Here is a 21,807-nt window from a genome sequence, read left to right as displayed (position 1 = left end):
GGCTCGGGTAAGCCCATATCGTTAACGGACATTTCTTATTCAGAAGAAGAAGAAAATCAATCCAGCAAGCAGAACGAGATCGGCGATAAGTGGACAGAAGATGCCCTGCCAGTGAACGGCTTTCGGACGAAAGCCCACGCCGTGAATCACACCTGCACACACCGCCCACATAATGAGGAAACCGTGCCAGATTTCAAGCTCGCTGGTTTTCGCTGCAAAGCGCGAAGGGTCCCAGAAGATACAACCTGCCAGCAGTAATGCCATCACTAAAGAAAGCGCCCGTAACGGGCGCTTATCCATTACCGCATATAACCTTGCGATAATGTTCATTAGTGTTTTTCTTCACCCGCTTTAGTCGCTTCAACGTGCTCAAGCGCCAGGGCAGTGATGACACCAAAAGCACAGGCAAGAAGCGTCCCTAAAATCCATGCGAAATACCACATATTCAGCTCCTTACTTAGTACATAGAGTGGGTGTTGCTTTCGATATGTTCTTTAGTAATACGTCCGAACATTTTCCAGTAACACCAGATGGTGTAGGCCAGAACAATCGGCACGAATACGCAAGCAACATAGGTCATTAAGTTCAGCGTCATATGGCTGGAAGTCGCATCCCACATGGTCAGGCTAGCATTCAGCATGGTGCTGGATGGCATGACGAATGGGAACATTGCAATACCTGCGGTCAGGATGATGCACGCCAGGGTCAGTGAAGAGAACACAAACGCCAGGGCACCTTTTTCCAGACGAGACGTCAGAACCGTCAGCAGCGGCAGCAGCACGCCCAGAGCCGGGATAGCCCACAGTGCAGGCGTCGTGTTGAAGTTCACCAGCCATGCACCGGCCTGACGCGCCACTTCTTTGGTCAGCGGGTTAGACGGCGCAGTATGGTTAATGGCAGATGTCACCACGTAACCATCAATACCGTACACCACCCACACACCGGCCAGGGCGAAGCAGACCAGCGTAACCAGCGCAGCAACCTGAGCCGTCGCGCGAGAACGCAGGTGCAATTCACCGACAGTACGCATCTGCAGATAGGTTGCCCCCTGAGTGATGATCATCGCTACGCTCACCACACCCGCCAGCAAACCAAACGGATTCAGCAACTGGAAGAAGTTACCGGTGTAGTAAAGACGCATGTATTCGTCCAGGTGGAACGGTACGCCCTGCAACAGGTTACCGAACGCCACGCCGATCACCAGCGGTGGAACGAAGCTACCAATGAAGATGCCCCAGTCCCACATGTTGCGCCAGCGGGTGTCTTCAATCTTGGAACGGTAGTCGAAACCAACCGGACGGAAGAATAAAGATGCCAGCACCAGAATCATCGCCACATAGAAACCGGAGAACGCAGCCGCGTAGACCATCGGCCAGGCAGCGAACAGCGCGCCGCCTGCGGTGATCAGCCACACCTGGTTACCGTCCCAGTGTGGGGCGATGGAGTTGATCATGATTCGACGCTCGGTGTCATTACGACCGAGGAAACGGGTGAGCATCCCCACCCCCATGTCGAAACCATCCGTGACAGCGAAACCGATCAGCAGAACGCCGATCAACAGCCACCAGATAAAACGCAATACTTCATAATCGATCATTTGATGACTCCTGTCTTAGCGTGCCGGCTGAGTAGTCGCAGTGGACTGCTCGTAGTGATAGCGACCGGTTTTCAGGCTGCTTGGGCCAAGGCGCGCGAACTTGAACATCAGGAACAGTTCAGCCACCAGGAACAGGGTGTACAGACCACAAATCAGCAGCATGGAGAAGATCAGGTCGCCTGCTGTCAGGGAGGAGTTCGCTACCGCCGTTGGCAGCACCTCACCAATCGCCCATGGCTGACGACCATATTCTGCAACAAACCAACCGGACTCAATTGCGATCCACGGCAGTGGAATACCGTACAGCGCAGTACGCAGCAGCCATTTCTTCTCGCCGATACGGTTGCGGATAACAGACCAGAAGGACGCCGCAATGATCAGCAGCATGATGATGCCGCAGCCCACCATGATACGGAATGCGAAGTACAGCGGTGCAACACGCGGAATGGAGTCTTTGGTTGCCATCTGGATCTGTGCTTCCGTCGCATCAGACACGTTCGGGGTATAGCGCTTCAGCAGCAAACCGTAACCCAGATCTTTCTTCACGTCGTTGAACTGGTCACGGACGGCCTGATCGGTCGAGCCAGCACGCAGCTGTTCCAGCAGCGCGTAAGCTTTCATACCGTTACGGATACGGCCTTCATGCTGCACCATCAGCTCTTTCAGCCCCGTCACCTGTTTGTCAACAGAACGGGTAGCGATGATACCCAGCGCGTAAGGAATTTGAATGGCGAAGTGGTTTTGCTGCGCATCCTGATCCGGGATACCGAACAGGGTAAAGGCAGCAGGAGCCGGTTGCGTTTCCCATTCAGCTTCGATAGCAGCCAGTTTGGTTTTCTGCACGTCACCCATTTCGTAACCGGATTCATCACCCAGGACGATAACAGAGAGGATTGCAGCCATACCGAAACTTGCAGCGATGGCGAAAGAGCGCTTAGCAAATGCAAAGTCACGACCACGCAGCATGTAGTAAGAACTGATACCCAGGATAAACATCGCGCCGCACACATAGCCAGATGCCACGGTGTGAACGAATTTAACCTGCGCAACCGGGTTCAGGACCAGCTCGGCAAAGCTGACCATCTCCATACGCATAGTTTCGAAGTTGAAATCAGACGCGATTGGGTTTTGCATCCAGCCGTTCGCCACCAGGATCCACAGCGCGGACAGGTTCGAACCTAATGCCACCAGCCAGGTCACTGACATGTGCTGGACTTTACCCAGACGGTCCCAACCGAAGAAGAACAGACCTACAAAGGTGGATTCGAGGAAGAAGGCCATCAAACCTTCAATGGCCAGCGGCGCACCGAAGATATCCCCTACATAGTGGGAATAGTAAGACCAGTTAGTCCCGAACTGGAACTCCATGGTCAGACCGGTTGCCACGCCCAGTGCGAAGTTGATACCAAACAACTTGCCCCAGAACTTGGTCATATCTTTATAAATCTGTTTGCCGGAGAGAACGTATACCGTTTCCATGATGGCCAGCAGGAACGCCATACCGAGCGTCAGTGGCACAAACAGGAAGTGGTACATCGCGGTCAAGGCAAACTGTAAGCGCGACAGTTCGACTATATCTAACATCATGACTCCTTGCTCATCGCATGAAGACTCCGAGAGTGAACCCCGTCAGAGAGAGATCCACACGCATGCCCCAATACAAATTATTCGCATCCCTGTCGTCGTTATTACCCTGAGGAAGGATAAAAACGATGACGTCAGGTTACAAATACGTTAATAAAAAACTCAAATTGATCCCGCAAATATAATACGCTGCAAAACCCTTACAATAAACAGGTTTTTATTGAATCACATTTACGTTTTTCGACGGTGATCAATTTATAGCAAAATTACCACTTTTCGGCCATTTTGATCGGGGACAATTTAGCGCTTTTCATCGTCTTTTTCCAAGGATTAAACTTTGATTTAAATCAAAAACAAACTTCAATGTTAACCATGTTTAATCATGGTAAGAATGGTGAAATTCTTGTTAATGACATGTGCATTCAAAAGTGTAATTGGTTATCGAAGACGGGAAAAAATATGAACAGAAGTGATTTTAATTAACGCAGCGGAACAATGCCATTTCACAAAGAGGCAAACACTAAAGGATAGTCTTCCCTAATTATTTTTCCATTTTTCTTCTGCAATACCGCAAAATTACATTTAATTCACTTTTATTACCCCATAAGTTAACACCGCGTCGTAACTATTTAGTGTAAAAGGCCACATTACCTGTGGCCTTTTCAGGCATCACCGCTATCGGTCGATAAGGAAGCTAAAAGTGCGCGACTCCCCAGGTCTAAACGCCCCCACAATGCCCTGCTCCTCTTCCCTGCCCGTTATCCGTTCATTCATATCCGTCTCGCAGCACCGTTTCACCGTCGGGTTCACGGATAACGTCGTGTCACATGCGCTGAACGCCGAAGGGTTGAACAGGCGAAGAATAAGCTCGTCCCGATCTTCCGCCTTCTTGAGGGCACTGAGCACGCATCCCGTGGGCGAAAGAGCTAACAGACTGTAACTTTCCGGCGTGGTAAACGACGAACAATTCAGTTTCATCGCATCCCAGGGAATTTTGTTGTAGCACTGCACGGGCGTTAACCACGATTTGGCCTGCTGCGCGACACCCGCGTTTTCCGGCGTTCCACTGAAACTGAACAGACTAAAACGACAGGTTAACCGGCCGCGCACCTGAGAGTCAGGAACGGGCAGTTTGATCCCCGACGGTCTGCCTGGCCGCAACAACAGATCCTCCTTGCCGAGTAATCCCACGCCGCGCAGTAGGGTCAAGGCAAAGGCTTTTTTGTTCTCACCCACCACCTCAAATTCGCGCAGACCCTCAGTGAACAGCGCAAGTCCGTTTCGCCCTTCCCGAAGAACGGCGTAGTTCAGTAGATTCCAGACGGGCACCGGCGCTTCTTTCCAGCCCTCTTCCTGCCAGTTTTCCATCGCCGGGTCCTGTACCGGGCGGGTGATGGAACCAAACTGCGTATCAGACAGCACCTCTTGCGTGGTAAATGGCGTAGGGATGAGCACCCGTACACGGTGATCATCTGCCTGATTATCCAGACGCATGTCAACATCAATGCGCCTGCTGTTGTGCGTGAGAGTGACTTCAAACGCTACGTCAAGAGACCCCTTTCGCTGACGCGCCGAACGCTCGGCCAGATTTGCCGGAACGGCGAGCCGATGATGGATTATCGCCCTGCTCCGCCAACCCTCATGCACCACCTCAACTTCGTGCTCGCCCTGTGCTGAAGTGAGTCTCCACTCTTCCCGAGAAGGCGAGTAGTCGTATTCATCGCCATCATCAGAGCTCTCTTCGATTTCCAGTACGCGGTCATAAATAAGCCCGGTTTCTTTGTCGCGCAGGCGCAGCGTACCGTCGTCATTTAAGTCAATCTGCCAGAAGGCGTTTTCAAGTAGGGACTCGGTGTTTTCCAGCGGAGAGAGCACCTTCCCTGCTACGTTAGGTTCGATAAGCAGCGTTCGGTACCCCATCGACGGCAGGATTTGATTCAACTGGATATCAAACTCCATAAACGGTTCGTAATTACCATAATGGACAATCTGCCGGTCAATAAGACCTGGGTCGAGTTCACGTGAACTACTGATGAAATATGGTATCTCGTTGCCTTTCTCATCAAGCAGACGGAACTGGCTCGCGCGCAGACGTATCGTGGTGTTCATCACCTCTTCACGCGGCCAGGGCATCAGGTTGAACATGACCAGCTTATCGGTATCACTTTGCGGCATGTTGTCGACAATCTTGCGCATATAGAAACGCGACAGATTATCGGCCATGTCTTCGGCCAGTTCGAACCGGGAGACAATCTCTCGATGCACCTTGTCGCTGCAGCAGCAGCCGATGCTATCGTGAGCGTGGTTTTTGAGGATCTCTTTCCACATTTTTTCCAGTAAACCGTGGTGATAGTCGAAGCCCAGCGTCCAGGCGAGCGTCGCCAGCGGCTCAAGGATGTTGACGATTTTGTTCTCAATGCGCGCATGGGCGATTTTGATGTCCATGCGTGTCGAGCCGATTGTCCGGTGCACGCGCATGTATTTCCCGTCAATAAACTCCCCTTTCAGCGTCGCCAACTCCCCTCGGCGTGCCTCAATATGTTCAAAGACGTCCTCAAACCGACTCATTACAAATTGACGCTGCGGATAGATTTCACGAAGCTTATCCATCACCGCAAAAATATTCTGCTGTAATGGCATCTGGTCGTGACCGTTAGGCAGCAAAATCTCTTTGGTGACGGAGGCGTTTTCCAGCACGTCAAAATAGCTGTCGAGCCGTTTTCGCAGCCCGGCTTCGTCCTCCGGTAAGTACTTACCAATCGCGTAGCCCAACGGCAGCACCTGTGTCGTCACTTCACTGCCGTCTGTACTCTGCCATAAAAACTCGGTTTTATCGGTTCCGTGACGTTCAGAACACCCACGCCAGAACAGGGCACGGGTGATGCCAAACCCGTTGTAGATATGCGGAAGTTGCCCGGACATACCAAACGAGTCCGGCAGATAACCGATTTTCATCGGCTCGCCGAACGCCATACAGTCGCGAATGCCGTACATCAGGTTACGGACAATCGACTCACCGCTGACAATCGTGGTATCGGTCTGGGTATACCACGGACCGATAATCAGCTTTCCACGCTCGACCAGCGCCTTCACCCGTGGCCGGTTTTCAGGCACCACGGCAAAATAATCCTCCAGTACCGCCGTCTGCCCATCAAGGACATAATATTTATATTCGTCATCCTGCTCGAGGCGGGTCAGGATCTCTTCCATATTATTGACCAGAAGAATACGCGACTCCTCGGTGGTGAAGTACCACTCACGGTCCCAGTGCATATGCGGCGTAATATGAACGCGAGATACAGCTTTCATCTTCGTTTCCTGTTAGTGAGTTTTAAGGCGTAACGTCTTCTGTCATGTATTTGCCCTTTCTGACGGCCTGACGTCGCCAGAACAGCAAAACGAGCGTAGAGAGGGTGGTACCTGCCAATGCCGCAGCGAACCAGCCTGCCGCAGCGACCACACCACCCAGCCCTGCGTCATGAAGTAAAAAGAGGGAGAAAATACCCGCCCCTGGCGTAGACAACCCGATCCCCATCGCACCCACTATTGCGCCCGTTGCCATCGATCCAAGCACAAACGAACCAATAACCCGGACAGGATCTTCAATCGCCATTGGGATCGCCCCTTCTGTGATACCCGCCAGCCCGAGAAGCCACGTTGATTTACCGGTTTCGATTTCAAACTGTTTGAAGAGGTGCGGGGCCAGCATCGTTGACGCCGTGACGGTAAAGGCCGATACCATTTTTACAGAGGCAAAAATGGCGTAAGGGCCATATACACCGTTGGCCATTGCCCCCAGACAGAATGCGTACGCTGCTTTATTGACAGGCCCGCCCAGATCGAACGAACACATAAAACCGAGGAGCGTACCGAGCAATAGCGCATTGGTGCCGGATAGACCGTTAAGCCAGGCCGTCAGAGAGTTGTTCAGCCATGCCACCGGCTCGCCAATCACAAACAGCATCAGGCTGCCCGCGCCCAGCACACCGAGAACCGGGTAGAGGTAATAGGTTAAGAAACCGTTGTAGCGATTATTGAGACGAATATGGTTCTTCACCCAACGCATCAGATAACCCGCAATCAAACCACCTGCGATCGCCCCCAAAAAACCTGAACCGATCATGTTGGCAGCAAGACCGGCAGCGAAGCCTGGAGCCAGCGCGGGTTTATCCGCAAGCGAGTACGCGGTGTAGGCTGCCAGCACAGGCACCATCAAAATGCCGAGCATGCCGCCGCCAAGTTTGCGGTACATCCACAGCCACGAATTTTCCTGATCGAACAGATGCTGCAGTCCAAAGATCTGCGCCAGTAACACTGCGACGGCCAGCACAGTGCCCCCGGCAACAATAAGCGGCACTGCAAAGGAGATCCCGCTGAGAAGCGCCTGCTTGAGTTCTGTTTTAACGCTCTTTCTCGCCTCGGTTTCTGTTTGCACAGGGCGCGCCACCGGTGAGGGCTGTAATGCGAGCGCGCGCTCAATCAACGCCTCAGCATATCGCAGCGGTTCCGCGACAGGCACTGATAGCGAGGGAATCCCCTGAAAACGCTCACTTTCCTTGATAGCCACCTCTGCCGCAAAAATACAGGCGCGAGCCTCCTGCAGTTGCTCAGGGGTAAGGCGTCCTTCAATGCCGTTCGCCCCCTGTTTTTCAACCACCACGTTCACGCCGAGTTTGCGCCCGGCTTTTTCAAGGTACTCAGCAGCCATGTAGGTATGCGCAATCCCGGCCGGACACGCCGTCACACAGACAACAGTGGGCGCATCTTCTGACGCGATAACGTCTTCATCCCTTGGCGCATCATTTAACGCGGCAAGCAGCGCTTCTGCCGTGGTTGCCGCCATCACCCGCGCCCGGAGGGCATCATCCGCCAGGCGAGACGTCAGCTCCGTTAACACCTGAATATGCGTTGAGCCCGCCTCAGCCGGGGGAATGGCGAGCAGGACAATCAGCTCGACGTTTTCCGGGCCATCAACGCCTTCCCAGGCCAGCGGCTCCCGTAATGTTGCCACCGCAAAAGCGGCGTCTTTCACTGCGCCAGATTTGCCATGCGGTACCGCAAGGCCTTCTCCCAGCGCGGTAGGGCCAAGTGATTCCCGGTGAAAGACGTCGGTCAAAAATGTCTCGCCGTCCGCAATTTTGCCCAGTGCCACCAGCCGCTGAGTGAGCTGGCGTATTGCCTCATCACGGCTGGTATACCGCGCCAGCACGCAGACTGCGCTGGGGTGGGTCAGGGTCGTCAGGTCCATAAAGATCCTCACACTCAATGGTTATTGTTCGGGATCGAGTGTGGCAGACAAAACAATACATTTATGTGATCACTTTCACCTAAAAAACATTATTTGTATTTAATTTGTATTGTTTACAAATTTTAATCTGAGGGCATAATTCCGTTAAAAGGTATTAGAAAGGCAGATGATATGGGCAACAAACCGATGTACCGACAGATAGCCGATGCGCTTCGCGAGCAAATCAACGCCGGTGAGTTAAAACCTGGTGATGCGTTACCAACGGAATCCAGTCTGCAGGACGCCTTTAGCGTGAGTCGGGTAACGGTGAGACAGGCGCTAAAGCTACTCACCGAAGAGCACATTATCGAGAGCATTCAGGGCAGCGGCTCCTACGTCAAAGAGGAGCGCGTTAATTACGACATTTATCAACTCACCGGCTTTTACGAAAAACTGGCGGATCGAAATGTTGATACCCATAGCGACGTCAAAACATTCGAAGTGATCAAAGCGGATGAGAAACTCGCGGAAAAGCTGAACATTCGCCCTGATGACAACGTCTGGCATATCAAACGCGTGCGTTTTATTAAGCAAAAACCTGTGAATCTGGAAGAGACATGGATGCCGCTGGCGATGTTCGACGACCTCACCTGGGCCGTGATGGAAAACTCCAAATATCATTACATCGAAAAGATTAAAAAGATGGTTATCGACCGCAGTGAGCAGGAGGTCATTCCCGTGATGCCCTCTGCCGAGGTCGTGAATGCACTGGGGATCGATGCGGCAAAACCTGTCCTCGAAAAAATCTCCCGCGGCTATCTCAGTGATGGACGCGTATTTGAATACAGCCGTAATACCTTCAAAAGTGATGACTACAAATTTACGCTAGTAGCGAAACGTAGACACTAAACGTACATGAATGACAAAAACCCGGTGCTAAACCGGGTTTTCAGGGTAATAATCGCGTTTAAAGCGTAAACGTCATACCAATGCGATAGCGCGACTCAGAGACATTATCCTCACCTTCGTAGTAGCCCTGCTGATCTAAATAGTCGTATTCAACATAGGGACTAAACCATTCGTTCCACTTATACCGCAGTGTAAATGCATTCTCAGTTGCCCAGGTTTTATTATTTTTATAGGTGTAATCCTCATTGGCATGCTTATATGCTGTGCCCTGATATAAGAAACTCCATTCGCGATTAAATTTATAACCCATAAAGATGTCGAGACGATTAACGCTGTCGCGATGTGACTCTCCCTCATCGTTAACAGTCTCATAAGTATTATAATCGTATCGGTAACGCAAACCGAGACTCCAGTCAGCTCCGGGTAGATAGTTGACCCTGATATAGGGACGAATCTGAGTACCTTTACTGCTCCAGTGGTAAATCCCCCCGGGTTGTAGATTCCACTTATCGGCAAACCGCCAGGTATAATTAGTCTCTATCTCGTTATAGTCAGTTGTGCTGTCACCAAAAGAGTGAGCACTGTCGGACTTATCGGAACCATTTGTACCCTTTCCGTTATTTTTATTGTTTTTATTATCCATCTCCGCGCTTGCCCACCAGCCGTTAGCCCAGCTCTCACTGATCTTATACCGCGACTCATAGGAGTGGCTCCCGGTTTTATAGCCGCCCCGGACATCAAACGTTAGCGCATGGCTCGCCAGCGGCAGCCCGGCGGCGAAGAGAATCAGAAAACGTAATGGATTTTTTTGCATAACAGACCTTCATCCTTTTAAGAAAAGAAAACTCATTGCCATAAACAAATAAAATCAACAGCCATCAACCCGCAATTTTCGAGAATCATATTTATCTACGAATTAAAATCACGAACATTGTTTCACAAACAAGATCGTGCTCATAAAAATTATCAAAACACAGTTTTAATAATTGAAAGTGTAAAATAAAAACCTCCCACGAATTATTCACAAAATAAATTTAAGTTTTAGCGACTTATAAAACAGTTAACAAAAACAAACAGAACCCTCTTCCAATCACCTAAACCAAACAAAATGAAATATTGTTTCAAAACTGAGATCAAGATCATAAACACCTCCATCACCAGTCCATAAAATGAAATGAAACATTGTTTTACTTTAACTAAAGCTAATTATCAACGGACAAGGTGAATGTTGTGAAGATCAAAAAACTGCGCTGGTACATTATCTCACTCGTCATGTTAGGTACGATTATCAACTACTTAGCCAGGAGCACGCTCGGCGTCGCAGCACCAGAAATGATGAAAACGCTGAATCTCTCCAGCGAGCAATACTCATGGATTGTGTCGGTCTTTCCATTCACCTATGCCATCGGCGGGATCGCCTGCGGTTTTGTGATCGATAAATTCGGCTTGCGAGTCAGTTTTGCTGTACTGGCCGCGCTGTGGTCTTTGTGCAACATGCTGACGGCATTATTTAGCACATGGTTCCCCATTGCCGCATTGCGCGGGGGCCTGGGCCTGACCGAAGCCGCCTTCAACCCTGCGGGTATGAAAGTCACCGCCGAGTGGTTTCCGGCAAAGGAGCGCGGCTTAGCCTGCGGCGTTTACAGCCTCGGTACCTCCGTCGGTGCCATGCTGGCCCCGCCACTGGTTGTCTGGGCGATTGTTAACTACAACTGGGAAATGTCTTTTGTTGTCACCGGCGCCATCGGCGTTGTTTGGGCCATTCTGTGGGCGGTGCTTTATCGCTCCCCGGAGTCGCATCCTGCGCTGCTGAAGGAAGAGTACGAAGAGGTCATGGCCGATCAAATAGAAGTGGTTAAAGAGAAAGCCTCCCTGATGTCCATGATCAAGGATAAAAGCTTGTGGGCCATCTCCTTACCGCGTTTTATGGCCGATCCGGCATGGGGGACGCTGCACTACTGGATGCCGCTCTACCTGGTGACGGTGCGCCACATGAACATGAAAGAAATCGCCATGTTTGCCTGGCTCCCCTTCCTGACCGCTGACCTGGGTTGTCTGGCTGCGGGTTACATTTCGAAGTTTCTGAATAACCGCGGCGTGCATATTGTTAACGCCAAACGCATCACTTTTACGTTTGCCGCCCTGCTGATGCTGTCGATGGCTGGCGTTGGTTTCGTCAGTAATGTCTATGTGGCCATTGCGCTGTTCTGTATTGCCGGGTTCGCCCATCAGTGTCTGTCCGTTACGGTGATCAGCATGTCATCCGACCTGTTCCCAAGACAAAAAGTCGCCACAGCGACCGGTTTCGCCGCCTTCACCGGCAGCATGGGGAACTTCCTGTTCAGTATTTTCCTTGGCGCGATGGTCGCTGTTGTGGGTTACGACATCTTCTTTATCGGTCTGGGCGTTTTCGATTTGATTGGCGCCCTGTTCCTGTGGATGCTGATTAAGCTCCCTTCTGAAAAAGTCACACCGGTAATCGCCTGAATGACGGGTATAAATGTAAGGAATATACCGATGAATTATCGCAACATTGCGTTTATCAGCGCGCTGTTCTCAACCTCCGCGTTAGCAGCGAGTGGGAATACACTGCCTCAGGGCTCGAATGACGACTGCCTGACGTACGATTGCAGGCAGATGCTTGAGATAAAAGAAAGTATTCAGCGCGGAGATCAAACCTACGCTCCCACCTGGAAAAATCTGCTGCAGAAAGCAGACCAGGCGCTGGAACATAAACCCTGGAGTGTGACCGATAAAAAATTGTTACCGGCGTCCGGGAATAAGCATGACTATTACAGTTTTGGTCCCTACTGGTGGCCAAACCCGGATACCAAAGACCATCTTCCCTGGATTCGTAAAGACGGCCAGATAAACCCGTCATCCAAGACAGACGATACGGACAGCAAACGCCTGGTGCAGTTCTCTGACGACGTCCGAGCGCTCTCACTGGCCGCATTTTATAGCGCAGAGGCCCGCTATGCGCAAAAAGCAGAAATCATGTTGGACACCTGGTTTCTGAACAAGCAAACCCGAATGAATCCTGACCTCAGTTACGCCCAGGCAATTCCGGGCATAGTGAATGGCCGGGGGATTGGCATTATTGATACGCGCGTATTGATCGACGTCGCTGACAGCATCATCCTGCTGCAACATGCGGGCTTCCTCTCGGATAAAGCGGTTCAGGGTTACAAAAGCTGGTATTCGGACTATGCCACATGGCTGTTATCCAGCGCTAACGGCCAGGAAGAGGGAAACTGGTATAACAATCACGGCGCCTGGTATGACGCGCAGGTTACCGCCTTTTCGTTGTTCTCCGGTGACGTCAAACAGGCTCGTCGGCAAATCGATATTTTCAAAAATCGCCACCTTGCTGCTCAGATGAACGTCAAAGGCGAACTACCGGCCGAGCTTGAACGAACTCGCTCCTTCCATTACACCAATTTTGCTCTGGCAGCCTACGCCAGAATGGGGCGCTACGGTGAAATAACAGGTGATGATGTCTGGAATTATGCACTGGATGGGCGAACCATGAAAAAAGCCTTTTCCTTCGTCAGCCAGCAAACCGGCAAAGACGCCAGCGACTGGCCGTATCAGGAAATAAAATACAACCCTGAAGAGGCTACTGGTCCGTTACTCGCCGCAGCGAGAGTCTGGAAAGACAATGACTTCAGCAAAAATGCCGCGCTATTGACGCAGGCAAATGACACCGATATCAACATCCTGACCCCGGGCTCTGTATTGGTGAAGTAAGCGCCACGTCAACGCATACAGGTAGATAATGAAACAGTTTACAGAAGCACAGATTGCCGCTGCAAAAGCCCGGGTAACGCCGGAGATCCTTCGCCGCCTGGAGGAAAACAACCGCGACGTCCTTAACCACGACACGCTGGTTCCGCAAACGGGCTGCGCCACCTGGAACCACTATTTTTACTGCCCGGAACACAGCGTGCGGCTGTTCTGGGACCGGAAATCGCCCAATAAGCACCGTTGCCCGGTTGATGGAGCCGTCTTTACCGGTGAACCTTACTATGGTGCCTGGTGGCGCTGGCTTAACGGGCTCAATGCTAAAGCGTGCTATGAGCTGGGCATCCTCTGGCTGCTAACGGACGATAATAAATACCTCAATAAAATTACCGATATCCTGATGCAGTACGCAAAATACTACCCTGACTACGAAGAACACGGCGGTATTCCTTATAACGGTCCCGGTAAAGCCAACGCGCAGACGCTGTGTGAAGCCAACTGTCATGCCGATTTTGCCCGTGGATTCGATATCGTCAGCGCCGCGCTGACGACAGAACAGTATGAGTATATTTCCCGACGCCTGCTGCGCAGCGGAGCCGATTTTCTGATGCAGCACCGTAGCAATCAAATCCACAACCACGAGGTGAAGATCAGCGCGACCATCGGCATTATCGGCGCGATTCTCGACGACGATCGCTATCTGACGTTTGCCGTTAACAGCCCTTACGGCCTGCGGTATCAGCTGGAACATGCCCTGCTGCCCGGCGGCTTATGGTTCGAAGGTTCGCTGCATTACCACTATTACGCGCTTGAGGCGTTCATGGGCTTTGAGAAATTCGCCCAACATGGTCCGTTCAGCCTGCTGGATAAGCCCTGGTATACGAACATGCTGTCGCTGCCATTGACGCTGCTGATGCCGAATATGACCCTGCCTAAGGTGAACGACTGCGTGAACGGCCAGGAGAGACTCGGCCACGCCGATATCTATGAATTTGCGTTCAACTATTATGGCAACCCGCAATATGGCGAGCTGTTAGCCTGGCTATACACCGCTGGACCGCGCGACAACATTGATGCCCTTTTCTATGGGCAACCGCTGACGACGCAGGCGTTAAGCGCCCCGGAAGGTAATGAGCATAATCCTGACGCCGGATTTACGATAATCCGCAACGCGCCAGGCCGCGCCGTATGCATTAAACATGGCCCCTACGGCGGCGAGCACGATCACTACGACAGACTCAACCTTATCGTCTTCAATAACTACAGCGCGCTGTTCCCCGATCTGGGCACAACCGGCTATGGCGCACCGCTGCACTATGGCTACTACAAAAATACGTTTTCGCACAATACGCTGTGCGTCAACGGACTCAACCAGCCCCCTGCACTACCCAGGGTTCTCGATTACCAGCAGCAGGAGGGAGAATCGCGGCTGATCGCCGAAGTGGACTGGTGCAGCGCCGCTGTGTTACCCGACAGCAAAACTCGCGTGGAGTGGGATGATGAGTCCTACCGGGATATCGTTTTTCGCCGTAGCATCGTCGTGACGGAAAACCTGCTGATTGATAAATGGGACGTCGATAATCCTCACTACCAGTGCGTCGATGCGGTTTACCACATCAACGCCTCAACAACACCGACGGCGCCACAGAATGGCGTCCGGATCTGCTACCCCTACGTTAAGCAGGCAACTGAACAGCCGCTGAAGGGTAAAATGGAGGTTCACTACCAGGCCGACGCCCCGGTTTCTGTCACCTGCTTTTCGACCAACAATACGGCGTTAATCAAAGCTCATGGACCGAATAACCCTTCGACATCAACGATCGACTACCTGCTATTACGCAGCCGAGATAAGCGCATTTCCTTCGTGTTTGTCACAGATTTCACGGGCACCGGGAAAGTCGATATCGTGAAGAGCGACGATACAATAACCGTGATTGACATGACGTTAAACCGCACATACCGCCTCTGACAGCGCGGTCAGAAGTCACTCATTCACTATACAACTGAGGTAATACGATGTTTGTTTTTCATAATCAGACCCAGCTGGAAGAGGCTGGGAATGGCGTAACCCGCCGGATCCTCGCCCATGCCGGCAATATGATGGCGGTTGAAGTACATTTCGCGCAGGGTGCCATCGGCCCCATGCACAGCCATCCCCACGAGCAGTTGACGTATGTTCTCTCCGGTGAGTTTGAATTTACCATTGGCGACGAAACGCATACCGTCAGAGCAGGCGATACGCTGTACAAACAACCCAATGTTATGCACGGCTGCGTCTGTCACAAGGCGGGAACCCTGCTGGATACCTTTACGCCGATACGTGAGGATTTTCTGCAATAAAAAAAGGCCGCTTTACAGCGGCCAACCATGTCGAAACGGACATTTTTTATTTCAACGCTCTCCTTGCAGAGAGCAGAGAGGATTTACTTAATGATGGATTTCAGTGCTTCGCCGATATCCGCCAGGCTGCGAACGGTTTTCACGCCTGCGGCTTCCAGCGCTGCGAATTTCTCATCAGCCGTACCTTTACCACCCGCGATAATCGCACCTGCGTGACCCATACGCTTGCCTTTCGGCGCAGTCACACCCGCGATGTAACCGACAACTGGCTTGGTCACGTGTTCTTTGATGTAAGCAGCCGCTTCTTCTTCAGCGCTACCACCGATCTCACCGATCATCACGATCGCTTCGGTCTGTGGATCTTCCTGGAACAGCTTCAGGATGTCGATGAAGTTAGAGCCCGGGATCGGGTCACCGCCGATGCCCACACAGGTGGACTGGCCGAAGCCGTAATCGGTGGTCTGTTTGACCGCTTCATAGGTCAGCGTACCGGAGCGGGAAACGATACCCACTTTGCCCGGCTTGTGAATGTGGCCCGGCATGATACCGATTTTGCATTCGCCTGGAGTGATAACGCCTGGGCAGTTCGGGCCGATCATACGCACGCCAGCTTCATCCAGCTTAACCTTCACGGTCAGCATATCCAGCGTCGGGATGCCTTCAGTGATGGTGATGATCAGTTTAATACCTGCATCGATCGCTTCCAGGATGGAATCTTTGCAGAACGGTGCCGGAACGTAGATCACGGTCGCGGTTGCGCCAGTGGCTTCTACGGCTTCACGCACGGTGTTAAACACCGGCAGACCCAGATGCGTGGTGCCGCCTTTACCTGGCGTTACGCCGCCAACCATCTGCGTACCGTAGGCAATCGCCTGTTCGGAGTGGAAAGTCCCCTGGCTACCGGTGAAGCCCTGGCAGATAACCTTGGTATCTTTATTAATTAAAACGGACATTATTTCCCCTCCACTGCGGCAACAACCTGCTGAGCTGCATCCGTCAGACTTTTCGCTGCAATAATATTCAGGCCGCTGTCAGCCAGTTTTTTCGCGCCGAGTTCAGCGTTGTTACCTTCCAGACGCACAACTACCGGAACGTTAACACCCACTTCTTCCACTGCGCCGATGATACCGTCGGCGATCAGGTCACAACGCACGATACCGCCGAAGATGTTAACCAGAACGGCCTTCACGTTGTCGTCAGACAGGATGATTTTGAACGCTTCGGTTACGCGCTCTTTGGTTGCGCCACCGCCTACGTCGAGGAAGTTTGCTGGCTCACCGCCGTGCAGCTTAACGATGTCCATGGTACCCATTGCCAGGCCCGCACCGTTAACCATGCAGCCGATGTTGCCATCCAGCGCCACGTAGTTTAGTTCCCACTGTGCAGCCTGCGCTTCACGCGGGTCTTCCTGAGACTGGTCACGCATTTCGCGCAGATCCGGCTGGCGGAACAGTGCGTTGCCGTCAGCGCCCAGTTTACCGTCGAGACAGATCAGATCGCCCTGAGTGGTGATCACCAGCGGGTTGATCTCGATCAGCGCCAGGTCGCGCTCCAGGAAGATGGTCGCCAGACCCATGAAGATCTTGGTGAACTGTTGAACCAGTTTACCTTCCAGACCCAGTTTGAACGCCAGCTCACGACCCTGGTAAGGCATTGGGCCTGCCAGCGGATCGATAGCCACTTTGTGGATCAGATGAGGGGTTTCTTCTGCCACTTTTTCGATTTCCACGCCGCCTTCGGTAGACGCCATGAACACCACGCGACGGGAACTACGGTCAACAACCGCACCCAGGTACAGTTCTTTCGCGATGTCGGTCGCGGCTTCTACCAGGATCTGGTTAACCGGCTGGCCGTTCGCATCTGTCTGGTAGGTCACCAGACGCTTGCCGAGCCAATGTTCAGCAAACGCACGAATCTCTTCTTTGCTCTTAACAACCTTCACACCGCCCGCTTTACCACGGCCACCAGCGTGAACCTGACACTTAACTACCCAAGGGCCGGAACCGATTTTAGATGCGGCTTCTTCTGCTTCACGCGGGGTAGTACAGGCATAACCCACCGGAGCCGGTAAGCCATACCGGGCAAACAGCTGTTTGGCCTGATATTCATGTAAGTTCATGTGTTCTATCCATCCTTCAGGTAATCGTTAGGTCGTGCTTTTATAGGCCCGGCAGCTATATGCCGCCGGGCAAGACTGCAAACTAGACGTCGAGCAGCAGACGCGTTGGATCTTCCAGCAGCTCTTTAATCGCCACCAGGAAGCCCACGGACTCGCGGCCATCGATCAGACGGTGATCGTAAGACAGTGCCAGGTACATCATCGGCAGGATCTCAACTTTACCGTCTACCGCCATAGGACGATCTTTAATGGCATGCATACCCAGGATCGCGCTCTGCGGCGGGTTAATGATTGGGGTAGACATCAGCGAACCGAATACACCGCCGTTGGTAATGGTGAAGTTACCGCCGGTCAGGTCATCTACGGTCAGCTTGCCGTCGCGGCCTTTCACAGCCAGCTCTTTAATATTTTTCTCGATATCAGCCATACCCAGGGTATCCACGTCACGCAGTACTGGGGTCACCAGGCCACGCGGAGTAGATACCGCCATGCTGACATCGAAGTAGTTGTGGTAAACCACGTCATCACCGTCGATGGACGCGTTCACTTCCGGGTAGCGTTTCAGCGCTTCAACCACCGCTTTCACGTAGAAGGACATAAAGCCCAGACGGATACCGTGACGTTTTTCAAACGCGTCACCGTACTGCTTACGCAGGTCCATGATTGGCTTCATGTTCACTTCGTTGAAGGTGGTCAGCATCGCGGTGGAGTTTTTCGCTTCCAGCAGACGCTCAGCCACACGCTTACGCAGACGAGTCATTGGCACACGTTTTTCGCTGCGGGCACCCAGAGCAGGCTGTGCTGCTGGCGCTGCCGCAGGGGCTTTTGCTTCTGCTTTCGCAGGCGCTTTCGCCAGGTGCTTCTCGATATCTTCACGGGTCAGACGACCACCCACACCGGTGCCTTTAATGGCCGCCGCGTCCAGGTTGTGCTCAGCCAGCAGGCGACGGATCGCCGGGCTGAGCGCATCGTTGGTCTGCTCTTCCAGAGAAGCCTGCTGGCGTTGAGCCGGCGTAGAGGCTTTCTCTTCAGATCTCGCACTGGACTCTTTGCCCGCGCTGTTGCCTTCGCGCAGGCGACCCAGGATCTGACGAGAGGTTACGGTTGTGCCTTCATCTTCCAGCACAGCATCCAGAACACCATCCGCCGAAGCCGGTACTTCCAGTACCACTTTGTCAGTTTCGATTTCTACCAGCACTTCATCGCGCTTAACGGCATCGCCTGGTTTTTTGTGCCAGGTAGCGACGGTCGCATCTGCTACAGATTCAGGCAGGTCGGGAACAAGAATATCTACGCTACTCATTATGTATCCTTTAATTAATCGACGTTCAGCGCGTCATTGACCAGATCTTGTTGCTGCTTCTGGTGAACGGACATATACCCTACCGCCGGTGAGGCGGAGGCCGGGCGACCTGCATAACGCAGGGCTGACCCAAATGGAATCACTTCACGGAAATGATGCTGGCTGCAGTACCATGCGCCCTGGTTGAGCGGCTCTTCCTGGCACCAGACAAAATCATGTACGTGAGCGTAAGGTTTCAGCGCTTCCTGCACCGCCTGGTGCGGGAACGGATAAAGCTGTTCGATACGCACGATGGCGACATCTTTCTGATCGTTCTTACGGCGCTGTTCCAGCAGGTCGTAATAAACCTTACCAGAACACATCACCACACGCTTCACAGCCTGCGGATCCAGTTCATCAATCTCACCGATGGCTGGCAGGAAGGTGCCATTCGCCAGTTCATCCAGGCTGGACACAGCCAGCGGATGACGCAGCAGGGATTTCGGCGACATCACCACCAGCGGACGGCGCATACCGCGCAGCGCCTGACGACGCAGCATGTGGTACACCTGAGCCGGGGTGGACGGCACGCAGACCTGCATATTCTGCTCAGCGCAGAGCTGCAGATAACGTTCCAGACGCGCAGAGGAGTGCTCCGGACCCTGGCCTTCATAGCCGTGCGGCAGCAGCATCACCAGGCCACACATACGGCCCCATTTCTGCTCGCCGGAGGAGATGAACTGGTCGATTACAACCTGCGCACCGTTGGCGAAGTCACCGAACTGCGCTTCCCAGATAGTCAGGGTGCGAGGTTCTGCGGTGGCGTAACCGTATTCGAATGCCAGCACCGCTTCTTCAGACAGCACGGAGTCCCAGACCTTGAACTGGCCCTGACCGTTGTGCACGTGCTGCAGCGGAGTGTAGGTTGAACCATTGGACTGGTTGTGAACAACTGCGTGACGGTGGAAGAAGGTGCCACGGCCCGCATCTTCACCGGACAGACGAACAGGAATACCCTCATCAACCAGCGTTGCGTAAGCCAGGGTTTCCGCGCCGCCCCAGTCAAACAGCTTCTCGCCTGCCGCCATGGACTGACGGTCAGCGTAGATTTTCTGCACGCGAGACTGCATCTCAATGGCGTCAGGCACAGTGCTGATGCGTTTAGCCAGCTCCTGCAGACGCTTCATTTCGACCTTGTTCGGGTAGCTCTCATCCCACTCGTGGTTGAGGTACGGCGACCAGGTAAAGGAGTGCATGTTCATTGGGCGCAGTTCTTTCACCACGCATTCACCCGCATCCAGCGCGTCGCGGTAGAGGTTGACCATTTCGGTCGCATCTTCCAGCGTCGCCACTTTGTCGCTCTCCAGCTTGTCAGCATAGATTTTGCGCGGGGTCGGGTGTTTTTTGATTTTCTGGTACATCAGCGGCTGGGTTGCACTTGGCTCATCCGCTTCGTTGTGGCCGTGACGACGGTAGCAGAAGAGGTCAATGAACACATCGCGCTTGAAGGTGTTACGGAAGTCCAGCGCCAGACGGGTAACAAAAGCAACGGCTTCCGGGTCATCCGCGTTAACGTGGAAGATCGGCGCCTGTACCATTTTACCGATGTCGGTGCAGTACGGGGTAGAACGTGCATCCAGCGGGTTAGAGGTGGTGAAGCCCACCTGGTTGTTAATCACGATGCGAACGGTACCGCCCACTTCGTAACCACGCGCTTTGGACATGTTCAGGGTTTCCTGAACCACGCCCTGCCCTGTTACGGCTGCGTCACCGTGGATGGTGATTGGCAGTACTTTATTGCTGCTAGGCTCGTCCAGACGATCCAGACGCGCACGCACGGAACCGATAACCACCGGGCTGACGATTTCCAGGTGTGACGGGTTAAACGCCAGCGCCAGGTGAACCAGACCACCTTCGGTTTCGATATCAGACGAGAAGCCCATGTGGTACTTCACGTCGCCGGTGCCGAGGTGTTCTTTATGTTTGCCCGCGAATTCGTCGAACAGATCCTGCGGTTTTTTACCCAGCACGTTGACCAGTACGTTCAGACGACCACGGTGCGCCATGCCCAGCACCACTTCACGGGTACCGCTCTTGCCGGCGTGACGAATCAGCTCTTTCAGCATCGGCACCAGCGCATCACCGCCTTCCAGCGAGAAGCGTTTTGCGCCCGGGAATTTCGCGCCCAGATAGCGCTCAAGACCCTCGGCAGCGGTCAGTTCGTTCAGGAAGCGTTTTTTCTCGTCAGCCGAGAAGGTCGCGTGGCCCGCTACGGATTCGATGCGCTGCTGGATCCAGCGTTTCTCTTCGGTAGAGGTAATGTGCATGTATTCCGCGCCGATGGAGCCGCAGTAGGTTTGCTTGAGCGCGTCAATCAGATCGCCCAGCTTCATCGTGTCTTTGCCGATGGCAAAGGAACCTACGTTAAAGCTTTCCTGGAAATCGGCCTCGGTCAGATCGTGATACGCCGGATCGAGATCCGCCACACGGTCTTGCTGCCACAGTCCCAGCGGGTCGAGATTCGCATGCTGGTGACCACGGAAGCGATAAGCGTTGATAAGTTGCAGGACTTTAACCTGCTTCGCATTGGTGTCAGGGTCGGAAATCGCAGAAGAGTAACGTGAGGCATCCTTCGCCAGACGACGGAAATAATCACGTGTTTTGGAATGGAATTGATCCGGTTTGACTCCCGTGCCAGGCAACTGCTGGAACATGGAACGCCAGTTTGCGTCCACTGAGTCAGGATCGGTTAAGAAGTCTTCATAGAGCTGTTCTATCCAGCTCTGGTTGGCACCAGAGAGGTAAGAAGAGTCCAGCCAGGCTTTCATTGCGCCGTTCTGCATCGTGATCCCTTAAGCATTTTTATGCTTACTTTCGCCGTAGAAACTACCACGCACACCACGTGTACGTGCCGGGGTTCACCTGCGAGCTCTTTTCATTTGGCCCGCGAAGGAACCTTTAGAAACTGTCTGGACTTCAGGGTAGTACAGGGCAGTTTTTAAAGG

The 21,807-nt window shown here is 52.9% G+C and carries 16 protein-coding genes; 5 read left to right on the top strand and 11 right to left on the bottom strand.

Annotated features, from left to right (window positions below; translation table 11 throughout):
* Positions 1–39 precede the first annotated feature (39 nt).
* From ybgE to mngA, 6 genes are all read right to left on the bottom strand, one after another.
* Positions 40–330, bottom strand: a complete 291-nt coding sequence (gene ybgE / locus ACLHV9_RS07070; protein ID WP_028019425.1) for a cyd operon protein YbgE — start codon at positions 328–330, stop codon at positions 40–42.
* A complete protein-coding gene (cydX, locus tag ACLHV9_RS07065; RefSeq protein ID WP_003858598.1) occupies positions 330–443 on the bottom strand; it encodes a cytochrome bd-I oxidase subunit CydX in 114 nt (37 codons plus the stop codon). The genes ybgE and cydX overlap by 1 nt, the downstream gene beginning before the upstream one ends.
* Before the next feature lie 14 nt (positions 444–457).
* Complete coding sequence (gene cydB, locus ACLHV9_RS07060) at positions 458–1,597, bottom strand: cytochrome d ubiquinol oxidase subunit II (RefSeq protein WP_028019426.1); 1,140 nt, start codon at positions 1,595–1,597, stop codon at positions 458–460.
* A gap of 15 nt (positions 1,598–1,612) precedes the next feature.
* On the bottom strand, positions 1,613–3,181 hold the full coding sequence (cydA, locus tag ACLHV9_RS07055) for a cytochrome ubiquinol oxidase subunit I (RefSeq protein WP_407221170.1): 1,569 nt from the start codon (positions 3,179–3,181) through the stop codon (positions 1,613–1,615).
* A gap of 675 nt (positions 3,182–3,856) precedes the next feature.
* On the bottom strand, positions 3,857–6,490 hold the full coding sequence (mngB, locus tag ACLHV9_RS07050) for a mannosylglycerate hydrolase (RefSeq protein WP_407220323.1): 2,634 nt from the start codon (positions 6,488–6,490) through the stop codon (positions 3,857–3,859).
* Positions 6,491–6,512: 22 nt separating this feature from the next.
* The gene (gene mngA, locus ACLHV9_RS07045) at positions 6,513–8,429 is read right to left on the bottom strand and encodes a PTS 2-O-a-mannosyl-D-glycerate transporter subunit IIABC (protein WP_407220322.1); all 1,917 of its coding nucleotides are present in this window, start codon (positions 8,427–8,429) and stop codon (positions 6,513–6,515) included.
* A 171-nt stretch (positions 8,430–8,600) separates the two neighbouring features.
* On the opposite strand from mngA, the gene ACLHV9_RS07040 reads away from it, so the two are divergent.
* Positions 8,601–9,317, top strand: a complete 717-nt coding sequence (locus ACLHV9_RS07040; protein WP_407220321.1) for a GntR family transcriptional regulator — start codon at positions 8,601–8,603, stop codon at positions 9,315–9,317.
* A gap of 58 nt (positions 9,318–9,375) precedes the next feature.
* Here the strand turns inward: ACLHV9_RS07040 and ACLHV9_RS07035 are convergent, their stop codons facing one another.
* Positions 9,376–10,131: an oligogalacturonate-specific porin KdgM family protein gene (locus ACLHV9_RS07035; RefSeq protein ID WP_407220320.1), complete on the bottom strand. Its 756-nt coding sequence runs from the start codon at positions 10,129–10,131 to the stop codon at positions 9,376–9,378.
* A gap of 416 nt (positions 10,132–10,547) precedes the next feature.
* On the opposite strand from ACLHV9_RS07035, the gene ACLHV9_RS07030 reads away from it, so the two are divergent.
* Genes ACLHV9_RS07030 through ACLHV9_RS07015 form a run of 4 tightly spaced genes read left to right on the top strand, consistent with a single transcriptional unit; the run spans position 10,548 to position 15,401 of the window.
* Positions 10,548–11,804, top strand: coding sequence for an MFS transporter (locus ACLHV9_RS07030; protein ID WP_407220319.1), 1,257 nt, complete (start codon positions 10,548–10,550; stop codon positions 11,802–11,804).
* 30 nt (positions 11,805–11,834) lie between these two features.
* Entirely contained in the window at positions 11,835–13,067 is a 1,233-nt protein-coding gene (locus ACLHV9_RS07025) for an alginate lyase family protein (RefSeq protein ID WP_407220318.1), read from the top strand.
* Positions 13,068–13,095: 28 nt separating this feature from the next.
* The gene (locus ACLHV9_RS07020) at positions 13,096–15,030 is read left to right on the top strand and encodes a heparinase II/III family protein (protein WP_407220317.1); all 1,935 of its coding nucleotides are present in this window, start codon (positions 13,096–13,098) and stop codon (positions 15,028–15,030) included.
* A gap of 47 nt (positions 15,031–15,077) precedes the next feature.
* Positions 15,078–15,401, top strand: a complete 324-nt coding sequence (locus ACLHV9_RS07015) for a cupin domain-containing protein (RefSeq protein ID WP_028019434.1) — start codon at positions 15,078–15,080, stop codon at positions 15,399–15,401.
* 83 nt (positions 15,402–15,484) lie between these two features.
* Here the strand turns inward: ACLHV9_RS07015 and sucD are convergent, their stop codons facing one another.
* From sucD to sucA, 4 genes are all read right to left on the bottom strand, one after another.
* Positions 15,485–16,354, bottom strand: coding sequence for a succinate--CoA ligase subunit alpha (gene sucD, locus ACLHV9_RS07010; protein WP_008501094.1), 870 nt, complete (start codon positions 16,352–16,354; stop codon positions 15,485–15,487).
* A complete protein-coding gene (sucC, locus tag ACLHV9_RS07005) occupies positions 16,354–17,520 on the bottom strand; it encodes an ADP-forming succinate--CoA ligase subunit beta (RefSeq protein ID WP_006809579.1) in 1,167 nt (388 codons plus the stop codon). Before sucC ends, sucD begins: the two co-directional genes overlap by 1 nt.
* An 82-nt stretch (positions 17,521–17,602) precedes the next feature.
* Positions 17,603–18,823, bottom strand: a complete 1,221-nt coding sequence (gene odhB, locus ACLHV9_RS07000; RefSeq protein WP_407220316.1) for a 2-oxoglutarate dehydrogenase complex dihydrolipoyllysine-residue succinyltransferase — start codon at positions 18,821–18,823, stop codon at positions 17,603–17,605.
* Positions 18,824–18,837: 14 nt separating this feature from the next.
* The gene (sucA, locus tag ACLHV9_RS06995; protein ID WP_028019436.1) at positions 18,838–21,645 is read right to left on the bottom strand and encodes a 2-oxoglutarate dehydrogenase E1 component; all 2,808 of its coding nucleotides are present in this window, start codon (positions 21,643–21,645) and stop codon (positions 18,838–18,840) included.
* Positions 21,646–21,807: the final 162 nt, after the last annotated feature.

The sequence above is a fragment of the Enterobacter sp. CPE_E890 genome (assembly GCF_046521475.1).
Taxonomy (GTDB): Bacteria; Pseudomonadota; Gammaproteobacteria; order Enterobacterales; family Enterobacteriaceae; genus Enterobacter; species Enterobacter adelaidei.
The sequence above is the reverse complement of the archived record's forward strand: the minus strand, read 5'-3'. Positions and strand labels throughout refer to the sequence as shown.